Origin of the sequence: Meiothermus sp. CFH 77666 (assembly GCF_017497985.1) — a bacterium.
Taxonomy (GTDB): Bacteria; Deinococcota; Deinococci; order Deinococcales; family Thermaceae; genus Meiothermus.
The window spans coordinates 22,161-38,114 of sequence record NZ_JAGDFV010000004.1 but is presented as its reverse complement, the minus strand read 5'-3'; the positions used below and the strand labels follow the sequence as shown (position 1 = coordinate 38,114).

Annotated in this window: 15 protein-coding genes; 13 read left to right on the top strand and 2 right to left on the bottom strand. The window is 61.4% G+C overall.

Going from position 1 to position 15,954, the window contains the following annotated elements:
- The first annotated feature begins 232 nt into the window (after positions 1-232).
- Positions 233-1,279 carry a protease complex subunit PrcB family protein gene (locus J3L12_RS03305; RefSeq protein ID WP_208013623.1) on the top strand — a complete coding sequence of 349 codons (1,047 nt, stop codon included), beginning with the start codon at positions 233-235 and terminating at the stop codon, positions 1,277-1,279.
- A gap of 231 nt (positions 1,280-1,510) precedes the next feature.
- On the opposite strand, the gene der is transcribed toward J3L12_RS03305, so the two are convergent.
- A complete protein-coding gene (gene der, locus J3L12_RS03300; RefSeq protein ID WP_208013622.1) occupies positions 1,511-2,866 on the bottom strand; it encodes a ribosome biogenesis GTPase Der in 1,356 nt (451 codons plus the stop codon).
- A gap of 243 nt (positions 2,867-3,109) precedes the next feature.
- On the opposite strand from der, the gene J3L12_RS03295 reads away from it, so the two are divergent.
- Positions 3,110-3,778 (top strand): SDR family NAD(P)-dependent oxidoreductase, encoded by a 669-nt coding sequence (locus tag J3L12_RS03295; RefSeq protein ID WP_208013621.1) that lies wholly within the window; start codon positions 3,110-3,112, stop codon positions 3,776-3,778.
- Between the two features lie 341 nt (positions 3,779-4,119).
- Complete coding sequence (locus J3L12_RS03290) at positions 4,120-4,989, top strand: ion transporter (protein ID WP_208013620.1); 870 nt, start codon at positions 4,120-4,122, stop codon at positions 4,987-4,989.
- Here the strand turns inward: J3L12_RS03290 and J3L12_RS03285 are convergent.
- A complete protein-coding gene (locus J3L12_RS03285; protein ID WP_208013619.1) occupies positions 4,973-5,470 on the bottom strand; it encodes a DinB family protein in 498 nt (165 codons plus the stop codon). The genes J3L12_RS03290 and J3L12_RS03285 overlap by 17 nt on opposite strands.
- Before the next feature lie 41 nt (positions 5,471-5,511).
- On the opposite strand from J3L12_RS03285, the gene J3L12_RS03280 reads away from it, so the two are divergent.
- The 10 genes from J3L12_RS03280 (at position 5,512) to J3L12_RS03235 (ending at position 15,908) form a co-directional block, all read left to right on the top strand.
- Entirely contained in the window at positions 5,512-6,123 is a 612-nt protein-coding gene (locus J3L12_RS03280) for a lysophospholipid acyltransferase family protein (protein ID WP_208013618.1), read from the top strand.
- Between the two features lie 170 nt (positions 6,124-6,293).
- Positions 6,294-7,370 (top strand): peptide chain release factor 1, encoded by a 1,077-nt coding sequence (prfA, locus tag J3L12_RS03275; protein ID WP_208013617.1) that lies wholly within the window; start codon positions 6,294-6,296, stop codon positions 7,368-7,370.
- A 28-nt stretch (positions 7,371-7,398) separates the two neighbouring features.
- Positions 7,399-7,866, top strand: a complete 468-nt coding sequence (locus tag J3L12_RS03270) for an NUDIX hydrolase (protein WP_208013725.1) — start codon at positions 7,399-7,401, stop codon at positions 7,864-7,866.
- A 138-nt stretch (positions 7,867-8,004) separates the two neighbouring features.
- The gene (locus J3L12_RS03265) at positions 8,005-9,402 is read left to right on the top strand and encodes a mannose-1-phosphate guanylyltransferase/mannose-6-phosphate isomerase (protein ID WP_208013616.1); all 1,398 of its coding nucleotides are present in this window, start codon (positions 8,005-8,007) and stop codon (positions 9,400-9,402) included.
- Between the two features lie 196 nt (positions 9,403-9,598).
- Positions 9,599-11,005, top strand: a complete 1,407-nt coding sequence (locus J3L12_RS03260) for a UDP-glucose/GDP-mannose dehydrogenase family protein (RefSeq protein ID WP_243454882.1) — start codon at positions 9,599-9,601, stop codon at positions 11,003-11,005.
- A gap of 153 nt (positions 11,006-11,158) precedes the next feature.
- A complete protein-coding gene (locus J3L12_RS03255; RefSeq protein ID WP_208013615.1) occupies positions 11,159-12,103 on the top strand; it encodes a UDP-glucuronic acid decarboxylase family protein in 945 nt (314 codons plus the stop codon).
- 50 nt (positions 12,104-12,153) lie between these two features.
- Entirely contained in the window at positions 12,154-13,128 is a 975-nt protein-coding gene (gene galE / locus J3L12_RS03250) for a UDP-glucose 4-epimerase GalE (protein WP_208013614.1), read from the top strand.
- 349 nt (positions 13,129-13,477) lie between these two features.
- Complete coding sequence (locus tag J3L12_RS03245; RefSeq protein WP_208013613.1) at positions 13,478-14,191, top strand: metal-dependent transcriptional regulator; 714 nt, start codon at positions 13,478-13,480, stop codon at positions 14,189-14,191.
- Complete coding sequence (locus J3L12_RS03240; RefSeq protein WP_208013612.1) at positions 14,188-15,141, top strand: zinc ABC transporter substrate-binding protein; 954 nt, start codon at positions 14,188-14,190, stop codon at positions 15,139-15,141. The genes J3L12_RS03245 and J3L12_RS03240 overlap by 4 nt, the downstream gene beginning before the upstream one ends.
- A complete protein-coding gene (locus J3L12_RS03235) occupies positions 15,138-15,908 on the top strand; it encodes a metal ABC transporter ATP-binding protein (RefSeq protein WP_208013611.1) in 771 nt (256 codons plus the stop codon). The genes J3L12_RS03240 and J3L12_RS03235 overlap by 4 nt, the downstream gene beginning before the upstream one ends.
- The last annotated feature ends 46 nt before the right edge of the window (positions 15,909-15,954 follow it).

Genomic DNA, 15,954 nt, shown 5'->3' with positions numbered 1-15,954 from the left:
GCGATGCAAGCAACCCCCGCTTTGCCTCACCTCCTCCCACTGGGAGAAGGGTTTTTACTTGTAGTACTCCAAAACGCTGTTCCCAAAGAATGTTTTTCTCAGCACCTTTGCACTCCCTGATTCCGCGCTACACCTTTATCCGCTTCTCACCCCGACCCAACCCAGCCCCCAGGCTTTTGAGCAAAGATTCACCCAAGGCCGTTCGCTCACCCAAAGCCGCTAAGATGGAGACATGAAACCATGGGTGGGCCTAACGATGTTATTCCTGGCCAGTTGTGTACCACAACCGGGGCAGCAACCCTATCAACTGAGTGAGATACAGGTGCTCTTCGCCGAGAACACCGAGCGCTGGACGTATTTTTACGGTGAACCCCAGGCCGTGCGGCTGGGTGAGCGCAGCCTGGCCCTGACCCGTGGCCCGTCGGCCAGTCCTCTGGCCGTGGCCGATGCCCTGCTGGTGGATGGCGAGGCCCTCTACCGGGAGATTAACCCTGCCCTGCCCCGCGTAGCCCAGACCACCCGTACCTTCCCCGGTTTGCAGTTCGTGGTGCGTACCAGCCGCAACGTGCAGAGCGTCTGGCTGTTTGATGGAAGCTGGTCGCGGCTGGGCAATGTCTTTGCCAGCAATGCCGCACAGGTGGTCGAAAACCGGCCTGGCGCACCCCGACTGGCTCCCCTCTCGGAAGCCGAAAACGAGGCGGTGCTGCGGGAAATCCTGGGCCGCCGGGGGGGGCGTCCGGTGGTGGTGTATGAAATTGAGCCGCCTTTGGTGCCCAACCGCTATGAGCCCGCCCCCAACCAGAGCCGGGTAGCGGCTCTGGCCGTGCAGTATGGCCTCGAGACGGAGCTAACCCTTATGCCCCCTACCCCCAACCCCACCCCGCGCATCCTGCAACAAGGCGGCCAGTCCGCCTACACCGCCCAGAACCCGGCGGCCTACCTGGTCAGCAACACCAGTCAGATGGTAACGCTCTGGCGCCTGGCTACGGGTAACCAGATTCCCCAGCCGGCCACGCCGGCAGTGGACTTCAATCTGAGCCGGGTGGTGGCCTTCTTCTGGGGCCAAAAACCCACCGGTGGCTACAGCGTGCAGTATGTAAGCAGCCAGCTTTCGGACAATACCCTGCGGGTCACTTTGCGCCTGAACAGCCCAGCGCCGGGGGCCATTCTGACCCAGGCCCTCACCAGTCCCTTTGTGCTGCTGGAAGTGCCGGGGCGCTTTACGCGGGTGGAGTTTGTGGATCCAAGCGGGCGGGTGCTGGCGAGCGCAGGCAATTGAAGCCTGGGCTAGCGCCGTCCCAGGCAGAGAGAACCCTGTCCAGGCGCCAGCCTGTTAGAACGTGGGGGGTAGGTGGTGGGCTTCGGACGTCTACCCCCGACTCCCCCATCTCCCACTTCCGATAGCATGCACAAACAGTCTGCGATCCCCACATCCCTTGGTTCAAACCGCCAACCGTCCAGGAGGTGAGACCACACTACACACGGGAAGCCCTCGAGCGGCTCCCGACCCTTACGAAGCGTCTCCCCTACCCTTCGAATCCCTGCGGCCCCTAAAAACCATCCGGAAGGGAATTTCGCGCAGGCCCAGGTCTTCGCCGATGCGGTTGCGCAAGAAGCCCTCGAAAGCCCGCGTCACGAACTCGGGGTGGTTGCAAAAAAAGACAAAGGTCGGGGGGGCCACCTCGGGCTGGGTCAGGAAAAAGAGCTTGAGGGGCTTGCCCTTGAAGTTGGGGAGCATGGTCTGGGTGCTCCAGACCGAGAGCCAGCGGTTGAGCTCGGCGGTCTCGAAGCGCACTCGAGCCAGCTCGTAAAGCCGGGCCGCTTCCGAGAGCAGCTTGTGCAGGTTCTGCTTGGTGACGGACGAAACGTAGAGAATGGGCAGGTGCTGGATGTGCGACAGTTTGAGGGCCAGGTCGGCCCGCACCCGCTTGGCTTCTTCTTTACTTTCAATCAAGTCCCACTTGGTAATGGTCACGATTACCGGTTTACCGGCGTCCAGGGCCTCGTTGGCCAGCTTGAGCTCGTGGTCGCCAAGTTCCCTGGGGTCTACAACCAGCAAAACCACGTCGGCATCCAGGATGGCCTGGTGGGCGCGTCCAATGGCCTGTTCTTCGACCCCGGTCTCGGGGCGCTTGCGGATACCGGCGGTGTCTACCAGCAAGAACCGGCTGCCCCCGTAGTTGAACTCCACGTCAATGGTGTCGCGGGTGGTGCCGGGGATTTCCGAGACAATCACCCGCTCCTCGCCCAGAATGGCATTGAGCAGGCTGGACTTGCCCGCGTTGGGGCGGCCCACGATGGCCAGGCGGATGGGCACCACCTCGGGCTCACTCTCGCCCTGGCGCACCGGCAGCATGGCCCAGATGCGCTCCAGGAGCTCGTCAAAACCCCGGCTGTGGGCCGCACTGGTAGGAACCGCTTCGCCAAAGCCCAGGGCGTAAAAGTCGCCCAGGTAGGCCTGGTGCTTGGGGTCGTCTATCTTGGTGGCTACCAGCAGCACCGGCTTGCCCTGGCGGCGCAAGAAGTCGGCAACCTCGAGGTCGGCGGTCACAATGTCGCTGCGTCCATCCACCGCAAACAGCACCAGGTCGGCGTCCTGAATGGCCCGTTCCACCTTTTGCTTGATTTTCTTTTCCCACACGTCCCCCGACCACAAGCCCCCGGTATCCACCAGCTTGAAGCGGCCTTGCTCGCTCTCCACCACACCCTCTTTGAGGTCGCGGGTAACCCCCGGCACATCGGCCACCACTGCAAACTGGCTCCCGGCCTTGGCGTACTTCTCGGGTGCGGCCCGCAACCCCAATAGTTTGTTGAACAGGCTCGACTTGCCCACATTGGGGCGACCCACAATCACCACTCGGTACATAGTTCCACTCGCATTCGCTTCAAGGACGGCCTCGGTCAGTACTGGCCCTTATCCTTTGCCACCTTCCCACTCTCCACTGAAGGAGAGGGTGGCAACACCGTCTTGTTCTCGATTCAGGCTCTGCCACGCAAAACAGGGGAAGTGTCGCCGGGTGAGGGGGCTTCAGGCGCAGGGTAGGGGTTGGTGGGGCAGCGTTACCTGAATCCACAAACAGCATCCTTGATGTTACCATGCGCTCGAGGTATGAAACCCAAGGTCTGTCTGGTGGTGGGCATGGGGCGGGGCATCGGGCTGAGCGTGGCCCGGCGCTTTGGTCGGGAGGGGTATCGCCTGAGCCTGATTGCCCGCAGTGAAGCCCGTCTGGAAGACTACGCCAGCGCCCTCGAGCTCGATGGCTGCACGGTCAAAACCTTTCCTGCCGACATCACCCGCACCCCCCAACTGATTTCGGCGGTGAGAGAAACCGAAAAGCAGCTCGGGCCCATCGAGGTCTTGATTTACAACGCCTATGCCTCGGCGGGCAGCCGCGCCTCGGAACTCAGCCTGGAGGCCCTCGAGGACACCCTCAAGGTCAACCTGTACGGGGCGCTGGTGGCGGCCCAACTGGTGATCCCGGGCATGCTCTCGCGCCGCAAAGGCACCCTCCTCTTTACCGGGGGCGGCCTGGCCCTGAACCCCGCGCCCGACCTGGCTGCGCTCTCCATTGGCAAAGCCTCGCTACGCGCCCTGGTGGGCGCACTCAGCAAGGAGCTCTACCACGAAGGCATCCATGCGGCCACGGTGACCATTGTGGGCCAGGTGAAGCGCAACACCTCCTTCGACCCCGACCTGATTGCCGAAAAATTCTGGGAGCTGCACACCCAGCCGCCCGGCAGGTGGAAGACCGAGGTGGTCTACCAGGGACAGGGATGAAATGCCTTGTATAGCCAAACCAGCGCGTATACCACCCCCTGCTGGTGATGCACGTCTCGAGTCGCCAGTGACCCCGTTCCTGGATTTCGACTCCAGGGTTTGCGGAATTTGACCGGCGTTGATACAGCAAAAATGCCTTAGCAGGCCGGGTTGCACCGTCTTAAGGCATATAACCAGCTTTTACCGACGCATGTGATGGGGGTGGGCAGTGAGCGGTAGGAGGTAGGACTCTAACATCTATCCCCTGCCCCCTACCCCCCACCCCCTACGCTATGCACAGTGTTTGCGTAAAGCCCGCATTGAATGCCATCACCTGACCGAACAGCCTATACTCTTCAGGTGTGAGCCGTTCTGTACCCAATACCCTCTCCCGCCTGGTGGAATCGGCACCGTTCAATCGCTTCGTGACCGCCATCATCCTGTTCGCGGCGGTGCTGGTGGGCCTCGAGACCTATCCCGCCCTGATGGAGCGCTACGGCCCTGCCCTCCACCTGCTCAACAACCTGGTGCTGGCCCTGTTTGCCCTCGAGGTACTGCTCCGCATGGCGGCCCTCTGGCCCCGGCCCCTGCGTTATTTTCAGAGTGGCTGGAATGTATTCGATTTCGCCATTGTGGCCTTTAGCCTGCTGCCAGGGCTGGGAACGTATGCAGTGGCGGCCCGCCTGCTACGGCTCTTGCGCGTGCTGCGGCTGATCCGTACCCTGCCCGACCTGCAGATTATTTTGGGAGCCCTGCTCAAAAGCATCCCCTCCATTGGCTGGGTGCTGGTCTTGATGCTGCTCCTGCTCTACATCTACGCGGTGGCCGGGGTGTTTTTGTTCGGCCAGGGCGACCCCTTCCACTTCGGCAACCTGCACACCGCCCTGCTCACCCTCTTCAGCATCCTGACCCTGGAAGGCTGGGTGGATATACTCCGCATCCAGTATTTCGGCTGCGATCGCTTCGAGCTGCCCGACCCTGCCCTGTGTACCCAGCCAACAGCCCAGCCCCTGCTGGCGGTGGTTTACATGGTCTCCTTTGTACTGCTGGGTACGCTGGTGTTTTTGAATCTGCTGGTGGGCATTGTGGTCAACAGCATGGACGAGATGCGAAAAAGCCTGCAAGAAACCCGGCTTCCCCCACCCGGAAGCCTGGAGCAGTTACAAGAGGTACAGGCCAGGCTGCGCGAGGCCCAGGGAATGCTCGAGGCGCTGGTCAAAACTCGGGATTGACCAGATCAGTATCCACCCCTGGCGAAAGCACTGCCGGATACCCCAGCACCCGCCCCAGGGCCGTAATCTGGCCTTTGTGATGGAATTCATGGGTAATGGGGTGCAGCAGCAGCCAGCGCTGGCTCACCCTGGCCTTCCAGCCCCGAACCGGATGCGTCCACTCGTATACCTGGTCGAGCTGGTTAAAAGTTTGCAGGGCCTCTTCCACCACTGCATCGGCCTGAGCAAATACCGCCCGCATGGCCGCCACATCGGGCGTCTCCGCCCCCTGGATTGGGGCCTGAGGCTTGCCCAAACCCACCGTGCCCACCCACCACAGGTAGCAGTCGGCCACATGGGCATGCAGGTTGCGAATGCTCCCAAAGGCAAAATCGGGGTGCTCCTGGGTATAGATTTCCGGTGGCAGCGAGGCGCAGTAGTCAAAGAGGATTTCGCGGGAACGCCGCACCCAACCATAAAAAACCCGCAGGTCATCGTTCATACTGCAAGATACCCCAACCCGATGTGGTATACCAGTAGTAAATGGCACATCCGTATGCGATCCGCCCCCAGACGCCCTGGCAGCGTTTTGGGGTTTGGGCCTTGCGAATGCTGGGCTGGACGGCGGTGATGGCTCCGCCTCCCGGAAAGAAGTTCGTGTTGGTGGGTTATCCCCACACCTCCAACTGGGACTTTTTGTATGCGCTCTTGTGGGGCATGGCTTCGGGCACGCGCTTTCGGTGGGTGGGCAAGAAAGAGCTTTTCCCCCCAGTGCTGGGGGTGGTGATGCGGTGGCTGGGTGGCATTCCGGTAGACCGCTCCAGGGCAGGCGGCGATTTTGTCAAGCAGGTAGCCCGCATCTTCGAGCAGCACGATAACCTCTGGGTGGTGGTGGCTGCCGAGGGCACCCGCAGCCGCGCCCCTTACTGGAAGAGCGGTTTCTACTACATGGCCCTGGAGGCTAAAGTGCCCATCGCGCTGGCCTACATTGACTACAGCCGCAAGGAGGTGGGTATTGGGGGATACCTCACCCCCAGCGGGAACATTGAGGCCGACTTCGAGCAAATAAAAACCTTTTACCAGGACAAAGTGGGCCGCGACCCCAGCAAGCAAAGCCCTATCCGGTTGAAGCCAAAAGATGGGGCCGATAGCTGATAGCTGATGGTCTATAGTCCATAGTCTATGGCCGATGGCAACGGGCAGGAGGCGAAAAGCCCGGTGCTGAAAGCTGGGCATGGAGCTGGCGGCCACTTGGTAGTGCTACGGTAAGGCATCACCTATCGGACAGGGGACATCCGCGTTATCCTGGTAGACAGTGACCGTGTATGCTAGAGAAACTTGCATCCCTAGAAGCCGAGTACCAGACGCTCGAGCGGCAACTGGCCGACCCGGCGGTGCTCACCAACCCATCGGAGTATCAGCGCATCAGCAAGCGTTATGCCGAGATGGGGCATCTCGTTGAAACCATTCGCGCCTACAAAGAAGCCTTGGCCCACCTCGAGGAAGCCCGCGAGTTACAGTTCGACCCCGAGCTGGGCGAGATGGCCCAGGCCGACATCGAGGCCCTGGAACCTCGGGTGCGGGAACTCGAGGCCGAGCTCGAGCTCCTGCTCCTGCCCCGCGACCCCATAGACGAAAAGAACGTGATTGTGGAGATTCGCGCCGGTACCGGGGGGGAGGAGGCCGCCCTCTTTGCAGCCGAGCTGCGCGACATGATCATGGAGTACGCCCGGCGGGGCGGCTACCGGGTCGAGCTCCTGGACACCTCCCTCACCGACCTGGGGGGGGTTTCCAAGGTCTCTTTTGAGGTGACGGGGCCGGGGGCCTATGGCTACTTGAAGTACGAGGCGGGGGTACACCGGGTTCAGCGGGTGCCCGCCACCGAGACCCAGGGCCGCATCCACACCTCCACCGCGACCGTGGCGGTGATGCCCGAGGCCGAGGAAGTGGACGTACAGCTCGACCCCGCCGATCTGGAAATAACCGTCTCGAGGGCCTCGGGGCCGGGGGGCCAGGGGGTCAATACCACCGACTCGGCGGTGCAGGTTCTGCACAAGCCCACCGGCATGATCGTCTCCTGTATGGAGTCGCGCAGCCAGATCAAAAATAAGGAAAAGGCGCTCTCTATCCTGCGCTCGAGGCTCCTGGAGATCAAACGGGCCGAGGAGGCCGCCCGCCGCCGCGAGGATCGCCTGGCCCAGATTGGCGCGGGCGAGCGCTCGGAGAAAATCCGCACCTACAACTTCCCCCAGTCGCGCGTAACCGACCACCGCATCGGCTTCACCACCCACGACCTGGAAGGGGTGCTCTCGGGCGATCTGTCCAAGCTGCACGAAGCCCTGCGCAAAGCCGATCAAGAACGCCAGCTCGAGGCCCTCTCCGGCGCCCCCAAGTCCGCCTAGGACACGAAAGGCGGGCTGTATGCATGGGTTGCGACGTGACCTATTGGTAGCGGCGGCTATCCTGATGGACAAGCAAGGGAGGGTTTTGCTGGTCGCCAACGACTGGAGCCGCCGGGGCAAGGTGCGCTATACCCTGCCAGGCGGCGTGGTCGAGGCTGGGGAGACCATCCTGGCGGCCATCGCGCGGGAGGTGCAGGAAGAAACGGGCCTCCGGGTCAAGGGCATTCAACACCTGGCTTATGTCATTCAGGTGGAAGATTCGCGTAAAAGCGAGCGCACCATCGCCATGGCCTTCCGTGCCGATTACGAGGGCCTGCTCAACCCCAAAGACCCCGATGGGCACATCGTGGAGGCCCGCTTCTTTACTGCCGAAGAGGTGGCCGTCAAACTCGATGAGCACCGCCCCCTGCTGGAGCCCCTGATGGACTACCTGCGGGGTGAGCGGGGCCGCTTCTATGCGTACTCGAGCTGGGGGAGCGAAGGTACCAGGGTTTGAAAGAAGCCGAAAGCTGAAGGCTAGAAGCTCCAAGGACGCTCGAGCAGGTTTATTCAAATGACCCCGGCTCTGCCGCGCTAGCCCGTACAGTATGCTTTAGTGCGGCGTCTACTAACCCCACGGCATTGGAGGTGAGGCATGGTTGCAGTCATTCTTTCCGGGGGGGCCGGTACGCGCTTGTGGCCGGTCTCGAGGGAACAATACCCCAAACCTTTCATGAAGCTACCCGATGGGCAAAGCCTTCTACAAAAGGCTTTTTTGCGGGCCGCGCGGGTAGGAGCCCGGCAGGTGCTCACAGTTACAGGCCAGGAATATTACTTCAGCACCGCCAGCGAGTACGAGGCCCTGGGGCTGCCCGAAGTGCAGACCTCGTTTGTGATTGAACCGCTGCGCCGCAACACCGCTCCCGCCATCGCCATGGCCGCTTTGTGGGTTGTCGAGCACAGCCCCGATCAGGTCATGCTGGTTCTTTCTGCCGACCATCTCATTTTGCGGGAGGAAGCCTTTGCCCAGGCCGTAGCCCAGGCCCAGGCCATCGCCGAGCAGGGCTATCTGGTGACGTTTGGCATCCAACCCACCTACCCGGCCACCAATTTTGGTTACCTCGAGCAAGGTCTACCCTTACAGGACGGGGCGTACAGGGTCGCGCGCTTCGTGGAAAAGCCCGACCAGCAAACCGCCGAGGCTTATCTGCAAACCGGGCGCTACCTCTGGAACGCAGGCATTTTCTGCTTCAAGGCGACCACCTATCTGCAAGCCCTGGAGCACCTCCAGCCCGAGATGTACAGGGCAGTGCTGGACTGCTGGCAGGGCAGCGAGAAGGGGGATGTGACCTACCTGGATGCAGCCCTCTTCAAGCAGGTTCCCAGTGAGTCGGTGGACTATGCGGTCATGGAAAAAGCCGCGCAGGTAGCGGTCGTGCCCGCTGATCTGGGCTGGAGCGATCTGGGTTCGTGGGACGCCGCCGCTCTGATGGTGCCGCCAGATGCGGCAGGCAACCGGGTACTGGGGGAAGCGGTGTTGCTGGACACCACAAATACCTTCGTACAGACCGAGGATCGCGTTGTAGCGGTGATAGGGGCCAGCGATCTGGTCATTGTGGACACCCGCGATGCTTTGCTGGTGGCCCAGCGCGACAAAGTGCAGGACGTAAAGAAAGTGGTGGAGCAACTCACCCACTCCAAGCACGACACCGTGCGCCGCCACCGCATCATCCAGCGCCCCTGGGGGAGCTACCTGACCCTGGAAGAAACAGGTGGGTTCAAAATACGCCGGGTAGTGGTCAAGCCGGGCCGGGCTCTCTCCAACCACCTGCACCACCACCGCAGCGAACACTGGACGGTGTTGCGAGGCACGGCCCAGGTCTGGCTGGATGGCCGGGTGCAGATCCTGAGACCCAACGAATCGGCCAGCGCCCTGGCCGGCGTAGCCCACCAGCTCATCAACCCTGGACTGCTGGATCTGGTCTTGATCGAGGTACAAACCGGCGAATATCTTGGTGAAGACGATGTCAAGCGACTGGAAAGCCATGTGTGAGCTGGAAAGCGTGAACTTTGCCTCCCACTTTCACTTTACTGTAACGCTACAGCGTAAAAATGACGCCTGTGAGGCAGCTTTTCTACCTGTGCTGTGATATTTAGCGGTTGGATCTGGCAACAGCCCTTGTACACTGAGCCATGGTTTGGAATAGTCCACCGCTCATCTGGATGGATCACAACTCGAGGAGTAACGCATGAAAGCCATGAAGGTCGCTGTCATCGGTACTGGATATGTGGGCATTACCACCGGGGTCACGCTGGCTTACATCGGTCATCAGGTCACCTGTGTGGATGTGGATCAGCAAAAGCTGGCCCTTTTGCGGTCAGGCAAGGCGCACATCTACGAGCCGGGCCTCGAGGAACTCATGCACCTTTCCCGCGAACGCCTGAAGTTCACCGACTCCTACGCCGAAGCCGTGCCGGACGCCGACGTGATCTTTGTCGCAGTGGGCACTCCCTCGGCCCCCGATGGCAGCCCCGACCTGCGCTATGTGCAGGCGGCTGCCGAGGGCATCGGCCAGCACCTGAATAGCAAGTTCGCAGTGATCGTGAACAAATCCACTGTGCCCATTGGCTCGGGCAACTGGGTGGAGTCGCTGGTACAAACCGCCTACGAGGCCAAGCACGGTAAGAAGGCCAAAGGCAACTTTGCGGTAGCTTCGAACCCCGAGTTCCTGCGCGAGGGCTCAGCCATCTACGACTCGCTCTACCCCGACCGTATTGTGGTGGGCGCCGAACGGGAGGAAGCCCTCGAGACCCTCTACAACCTGTACCGCCCCCTGATTGAGCAGAGCTTCCCCGAACCCTCCTTCCAGCCCCGCCCTAACGCCATGAAGGCGGTTCCGCTCATCACCGCCGACCTGGCCTCAGCCGAACTGATCAAATACGCTGCCAACGCCTTTTTATCGGTCAAGATCAGCTTCATCAACGAAATTGCCAGCCTGGCCGAGCGGGTAGGGGCCGATGTAACCCAGATTGCCCGGGGTATTGGACTGGACAGTCGTATTGGCCCGCGTTTTCTGCAGGCTGGGGTTGGTTGGGGCGGTAGCTGCTTTGGCAAGGACACCGCTGCGCTGGTATCGACTGCCAGAGAGTACGGCCTCTCAATGCCCATCGTGCAGGCAGCCCGCGAGGTGAATTACCGCCAGCGAGAGCGCATGGTAGAAAAACTTCAGCGTGAACTCAAAATCCTCAAGGGCCGCACTATTGGTCTGTTGGGCCTGACCTTCAAACCCAACACCGACGACCTGCGCGACTCCCCCGCCCTGGACATTGCCCAGCGACTCATCAAGCACGGGGTCAAGGTGCGCGTCCACGACCCCATCGCGCTCAAACTAGCCCAGCAACAAAACCCTGATCTGGCTGTGGAGTACTGCGAGAGCGTGATGGATCTGGTCGAGGACGCCGACGCAGTGGTGCTGGTCACCGACTGGGCAGTCTACCGCGAGCTCGACTGGGAGGGCATGGCCAGGCTGATGAAGAAGCCCCTGGTAGTGGACGGACGCAACTTCCTGGACAAACAGCGCCTGACCAGAGCCGGTTTCCAGCACATAGGGGTTGGCACAGGCAGCAATCCACAGCTGGTCACGGCGGAGGGTTAGGGGTGGGCCAACGGCGGGTCTGGGCGTGCTTGCAGATTTGCCGAAAGCCAAAAGCACAAAGAAATACCTGCCCGAGACCTGCGATATGCGATTCATACACGGGGTTGAGCCAAAGAAAAAGAATCGGGTCTGGCTTTGCAAGAAAGGGTAAAAATGCGAATTCTCATTACCGGCGCAGCGGGTTTTCTGGGGAGTCACCTCTCGGAGCGGCTCTTGCTCGAGGGTCACGAAGTGGTGGGCGTCGACGATTTCAGCAGCGGCCAACCGCGCAACATTGAGCTGCTCGCCCAGCACCCCCAGTTTCACTTTGTCCAGGCCGATGCTTCCAAGCCCCTCGAGATAGCGGGGCCTCTGGACTGGGTGATGCACTTTGCCTCGCCCGCCTCGCCTCCGCGTTACCTGAAACTACCCATCCAGACCCTGCTGGTCAACGGCGAAGGCACCCGCCACCTGCTGGATATGGCTCTGGAAAAGGGCGCTAAGTTCTTTTTGGCCTCCACCTCCGAGATCTACGGAGACCCGCTGGTACACCCGCAGCCCGAGACCTACTGGGGCAACGTGAACCCGGTGGGGCCGCGCTCCATCTACGATGAAGCCAAGCGTTACGCCGAGACCCTCACCATGGCCTACCGGCAGGCCAGGGGGGTCTCCACCCGCATCATTCGGATCTTCAATACCTACGGCCCGCGTATGGACGCCGAAGATGGGCGGGTGGTCACCAACTTCATCAACCAGGCCCTGCGCGGCCAGCCCCTCACCATCTACGGCGATGGTAGTCAGACCCGTAGCTTTCAGTACGTGGACGACCTGATCGAGGGCATCCGCCGCCTGATGGACGTGGAGTATCACCAGCCGGTGAACCTGGGCAACCCGGAGGAGTACACCATGCTCCAGTTGGCCGAGCTTATCCAGGAGCTGGTCGGTTCCAAGATGCCCCTCGAGTACAGGCCACTCCCCCAGGACGACCCCCGTCAGCGCCGCCCTGACATCAGCCGGGCCAAAGCGCTCCTGGGCTGGGAGCCCCGGGTGGCGGTGCGTGAGGGACTGGCCCGCACCATCGCGTACTTCAGAAGCCTCCAGGCCGCAGCTTCGCGATAGGAATGGGCTGTGGGAAGATTGTTTGATTCTGCCATGATCGAGGTGCTCAGATGAACGTTCTGGTTGTGGGGGGGGCGGGCTATATCGGCAGCCACACCGCCAAAACCCTGAAGAGAGCCGGTCATAACCCTGTGGTGCTTGACAACCTCAGCACCGGCCACCGCTGGGCGGTGCGCTGGGGGCCGCTGGTCGAGGCCGACCTAGCCGATAAAAAGGCCATTCTGCAGGCCATACGCGACCACCAGATCGAGGCGGTGATCCACTTTGCCGCCAACGCCTATGTGGGCGAGTCCATGCAGAACCCGGCCAAGTACTTTCGCAACAACGTGGCCAACATGCTCAACCTGCTCGAGGCCCAGCACGAGTCAGGCGTCAAGCGCATTGTGTTCTCCTCCTCGTGTACCACCTATGGCATCCCCGAGCGCGTTCCCATCAGTGAAGACTTCCCCCAGTCGGCCATCAGCCCCTATGGCGAGTCCAAGCTGATGGGAGAAAAGATGCTCAAATGGTTTGGCGAGTGTTATGGCTTGGGCTGGGTGGCCCTGCGCTACTTCAACGCCAGCGGGGCCGACCCCGAGGGTGAGATTGGCGAAGTCCACGACCCCGAGACCCACCTCATCCCCCTGGTAATAGATGCCGCTTTGGGCAAGCGGCCTCCGGTCAGGATTTTCGGCACCGATTACCCCACCCCCGATGGCACCGCCATCCGCGACTACATTCACGTGATGGATCTGGCCGATGCCCACGTACGGGCCTTGCAGTATTTGCTCGAGGGCGGCGAATCTACCGCCTTCAACCTGGGTACCGGCCACGGCCACAGCGTGCGCGAAGTCATCGCCGCCGTCGAACGGGTAGGGGGCCGCAAGGTTCCCGCCGAGGAGGCCCCCCGCCGGGCCGGAGACCCCCCCGCTTTAGTCGCCGACCCAAGCAAGGCCCACAGAATACTGGGCTGGGAGGCGCAGTACCGGGAGCTCAACCAGATCGTTGAGACCGCCTGGCGCTTCGCAGAAAATCGAAAGCAGTAACCCACCAGCAACCTCATCTAGGCTTACGGGGTTGATTTCATCGCCCGCCACCTCCTAAGGCAGCCATAAAATCAGCGTATCCCCCATTGGAAGCCCCTTCGCTTCTTTCACAGTTCGATGCGGACACGGTTTAGTGCGGGACATGGAAACTGCGAATCAAGGGTTGCTTCGGGTTGATGTATCCAGTTGGGCATCCGACTTGTGGCTCAATGTCGAAGTCACTTCCCTTCCCACTTGACAAAATATTTAGTTTAGCCTAAAAATAATAACCTATTTGGGCAGGTATGCCTAAATATCCAGAGGGCAACGATGTGGATCAATACCACTGCCAGCTGCCGGGGTGACGCCTGTGAATCAATTGACTGTCCGAACATCTCTTTCCGAAGCTCAGGAAGACTATTTGAAACAAATACTTTTGCTGGGCAGCGGGGGCGAAGGCATGGGCAGACTGGAAGATACCCGCCCCGTATCCACTCAGTCGCTGGCCGACCAGATGCAGGTCAAGCCCGCGTCGGTGACCGGGATGCTGAAAAAACTGGCTGAGCTGGGGCTGGTGGACTACGAAGCCTACCGGGGTGTGCGCCTCACCGAGGCAGGCTACAAGGTAGCCCTCGAGGTACTCCGCCACCACCGGCTAATTGAGGCCTATTTGCACCAGGCCCTGGGCTATGGCTGGGAAGAAGTCCATGCCGAGGCGGAAAAGCTCGAGCACCACATCTCCGAAGCCTTCGAAGAGCGCATTGCCGAGTGGCTGGGCCACCCCTCCCACGACCCCCACGGCGACGCCATCCCCAGCGCAACCCTCGAGCTGCCCCAAAGCACCCCCAACAGCCGTTTGACCGCCCTGGAGCGGGGTGCTCTCGGCAGGGTGGCCCGGGTTGCCACCCAGGATCAGGACGCGCTCAACCTCTTTGCCCACCTGGGCCTCAAACCCGGCGTCTCCATTCAATTGCTAGAACACATAGCCGAGGGCAGTCGCATCCAGGTTGGAAAAGAGCGCTATCTGCTGCCCGTGAGCCTGGCCCAGGTGTTGTGGATCCACCTCGAGGGAGGCCCAAAATGAGTAGAGCGGCTCACCTTGCCGTGCTGGGACTTGCTTTGCTGACAGGCTTCCAGGCACACGCCCAGGCCGACAAAATAGCCCGACTCCAACCCATCGAACAAAGCCCGTTGCAAATCGTGACCACGGTCAACTTTGTTACCGACCTGGTGCAACAGGTTGGGGGCAACCGCGTGCAGGTCGAGGGCTTGATGGGGGCCGGGGTAGACCCCCACCTGTACAAGGCTTCGGCGGGGGATGTGCGAAAGCTACAACGAGCCCATCTCGTCTTTTACGCGGGACTTCACCTGGAAGGCAAAATGGTAGAACTTCTGGAGCGCCTGCCCAAAGCCATCGCCGTGACCGACGCCATCCCGCGCGAACGGCTGATCCGGCCTCCGGGGGGGTTCGGAGGCCAGTACACCTACGACCCGCACGTCTGGTTCGATGTGACCCTTTGGAAGCTGACGGTGGGCCGGGTGCGCGATGCCCTGAGCAAAGTAGACCCGCCAGGGGCCGCCTACTACCGGGCCAACGCCCAGGCTTATAGCCGGCGCCTCGAGCAACTCGATGCCTTCATTCGCCAGCAAATCGCGCGAGTTCCTGCCCAGCAACGGGTACTGATCACGGCCCATGATGCGTTTGCCTACTTTGGGCGGCGCTATGGCCTCGAGGTGCGGGGGCTGCAGGGCATCTCCACCCTCTCCGAAGCCGGCACCCGCGACGTGCAGCAGTTGGCCGATTTTATTGTCCAGCGACGGATTCGGGCCGTCTTTGTGGAGTCCAGCGTGCCCCGGCGGGCCATAGAGGCAGTGGTGGCCGCCGTGCGGGCCCGGGGCTGGACGGTTGCGGTGGGAGGCGAACTTTTCTCCGATGCCGCCGGCAACCCCGGTACCCCCGAAGGAACCTATGTGGGCATGATGGAACACAATACCCGTACCATTGTGAGCGGGCTCTTGGGGAGGTCGCTATGACCCCCTCCCCTACCCCACACGGCCCACCCCCCCTGGTCGTGCGCGACCTGACCGTGGTTTACCGTGAAAAACCCGTGCTGTGGGACATCGACTGGGAGGTGCCGGCCGGGCAGCTATGCGCCATCGTCGGCCCTAATGGAGCGGGCAAATCAACGCTCCTCAAGGCCGTGCTGGGGCTGGTACCCAGAGCCTCCGGGCAGGTTTGGCTCTTCGGACAAAGCCTGGCTGAGGCTCGAGCCCGCATTGGCTACGTACCCCAGCGGGGCACAGTAGACTGGGATTTCCCTGCCAGTGTGCTGGATGTGGTAATGATGGGCCTCTACGGCAAGCTGGGCTGGTTCAGGCGGCCCGGCAGGCCAGAGCGCCAGGCAGCCTTGCGCTGCTTAGAGCAGGTCTCGATGCAGGCCTTCGCCAATCGGCAAATCTCCCAGCTTTCGGGCGGACAGCAGCAACGGGTCTTTCTGGCCCGTGCTCTGGCCCAGGACGCCGACCTCTACTTCATGGACGAGCCTTTTGCAGGGGTAGACGCCGTCACCGAAGACGCCATTTTGAAGGTGCTGCATGAGCTTAAACGGCATGGCAAAACCGTGGTGGTCGTACATCACGATCTGGAAACCGTGCGGGCCTACTTCGACCACCTGACCCTGCTCAACGTACAGGTCATTACTAGCGGGCCGATGGACGAGACCTTCACCGCTGAGAACCTGAAACGAACGTATGGCGAACGGATGGTGGGGGCTTCTTTGCCGGTAGTCCAGAATAGATAGCCAAACGCCAACTGCCTGGAGCTAGAAAATCCAGAGCAGTAAAACA

Excerpts from the sequence above, each read along its gene's own strand:
- J3L12_RS03255 (WP_208013615.1), top strand. The coding sequence starts at position 11,159 with ATGCGAATTCTCATTACCGGCGCAGCGGGTTTTCTGGGGAGTCACCTC.
- J3L12_RS03240 (WP_208013612.1), top strand. The coding sequence starts at position 14,188 with ATGAGTAGAGCGGCTCACCTTGCCGTGCTGGGACTTGCTTTGCTGACA.
- J3L12_RS03305 (WP_208013623.1), top strand. The coding sequence starts at position 233 with ATGAAACCATGGGTGGGCCTAACGATGTTATTCCTGGCCAGTTGTGTA.
- galE (WP_208013614.1), top strand. The coding sequence starts at position 12,154 with ATGAACGTTCTGGTTGTGGGGGGGGCGGGCTATATCGGCAGCCACACC.
- J3L12_RS03285 (WP_208013619.1), bottom strand. The coding sequence starts at position 5,470 with ATGAACGATGACCTGCGGGTTTTTTATGGTTGGGTGCGGCGTTCCCGC.
- J3L12_RS03280 (WP_208013618.1), top strand. The coding sequence starts at position 5,512 with ATGGCACATCCGTATGCGATCCGCCCCCAGACGCCCTGGCAGCGTTTT.
- J3L12_RS03265 (WP_208013616.1), top strand. The coding sequence starts at position 8,005 with ATGGTTGCAGTCATTCTTTCCGGGGGGGCCGGTACGCGCTTGTGGCCG.
- J3L12_RS03260 (WP_243454882.1), top strand. The coding sequence starts at position 9,599 with ATGAAAGCCATGAAGGTCGCTGTCATCGGTACTGGATATGTGGGCATT.
- J3L12_RS03295 (WP_208013621.1), top strand. The coding sequence starts at position 3,110 with ATGAAACCCAAGGTCTGTCTGGTGGTGGGCATGGGGCGGGGCATCGGG.
- prfA (WP_208013617.1), top strand. The coding sequence starts at position 6,294 with ATGCTAGAGAAACTTGCATCCCTAGAAGCCGAGTACCAGACGCTCGAG.
- der (WP_208013622.1), bottom strand. The coding sequence starts at position 2,866 with ATGTACCGAGTGGTGATTGTGGGTCGCCCCAATGTGGGCAAGTCGAGC.
- J3L12_RS03235 (WP_208013611.1), top strand. The coding sequence starts at position 15,138 with ATGACCCCCTCCCCTACCCCACACGGCCCACCCCCCCTGGTCGTGCGC.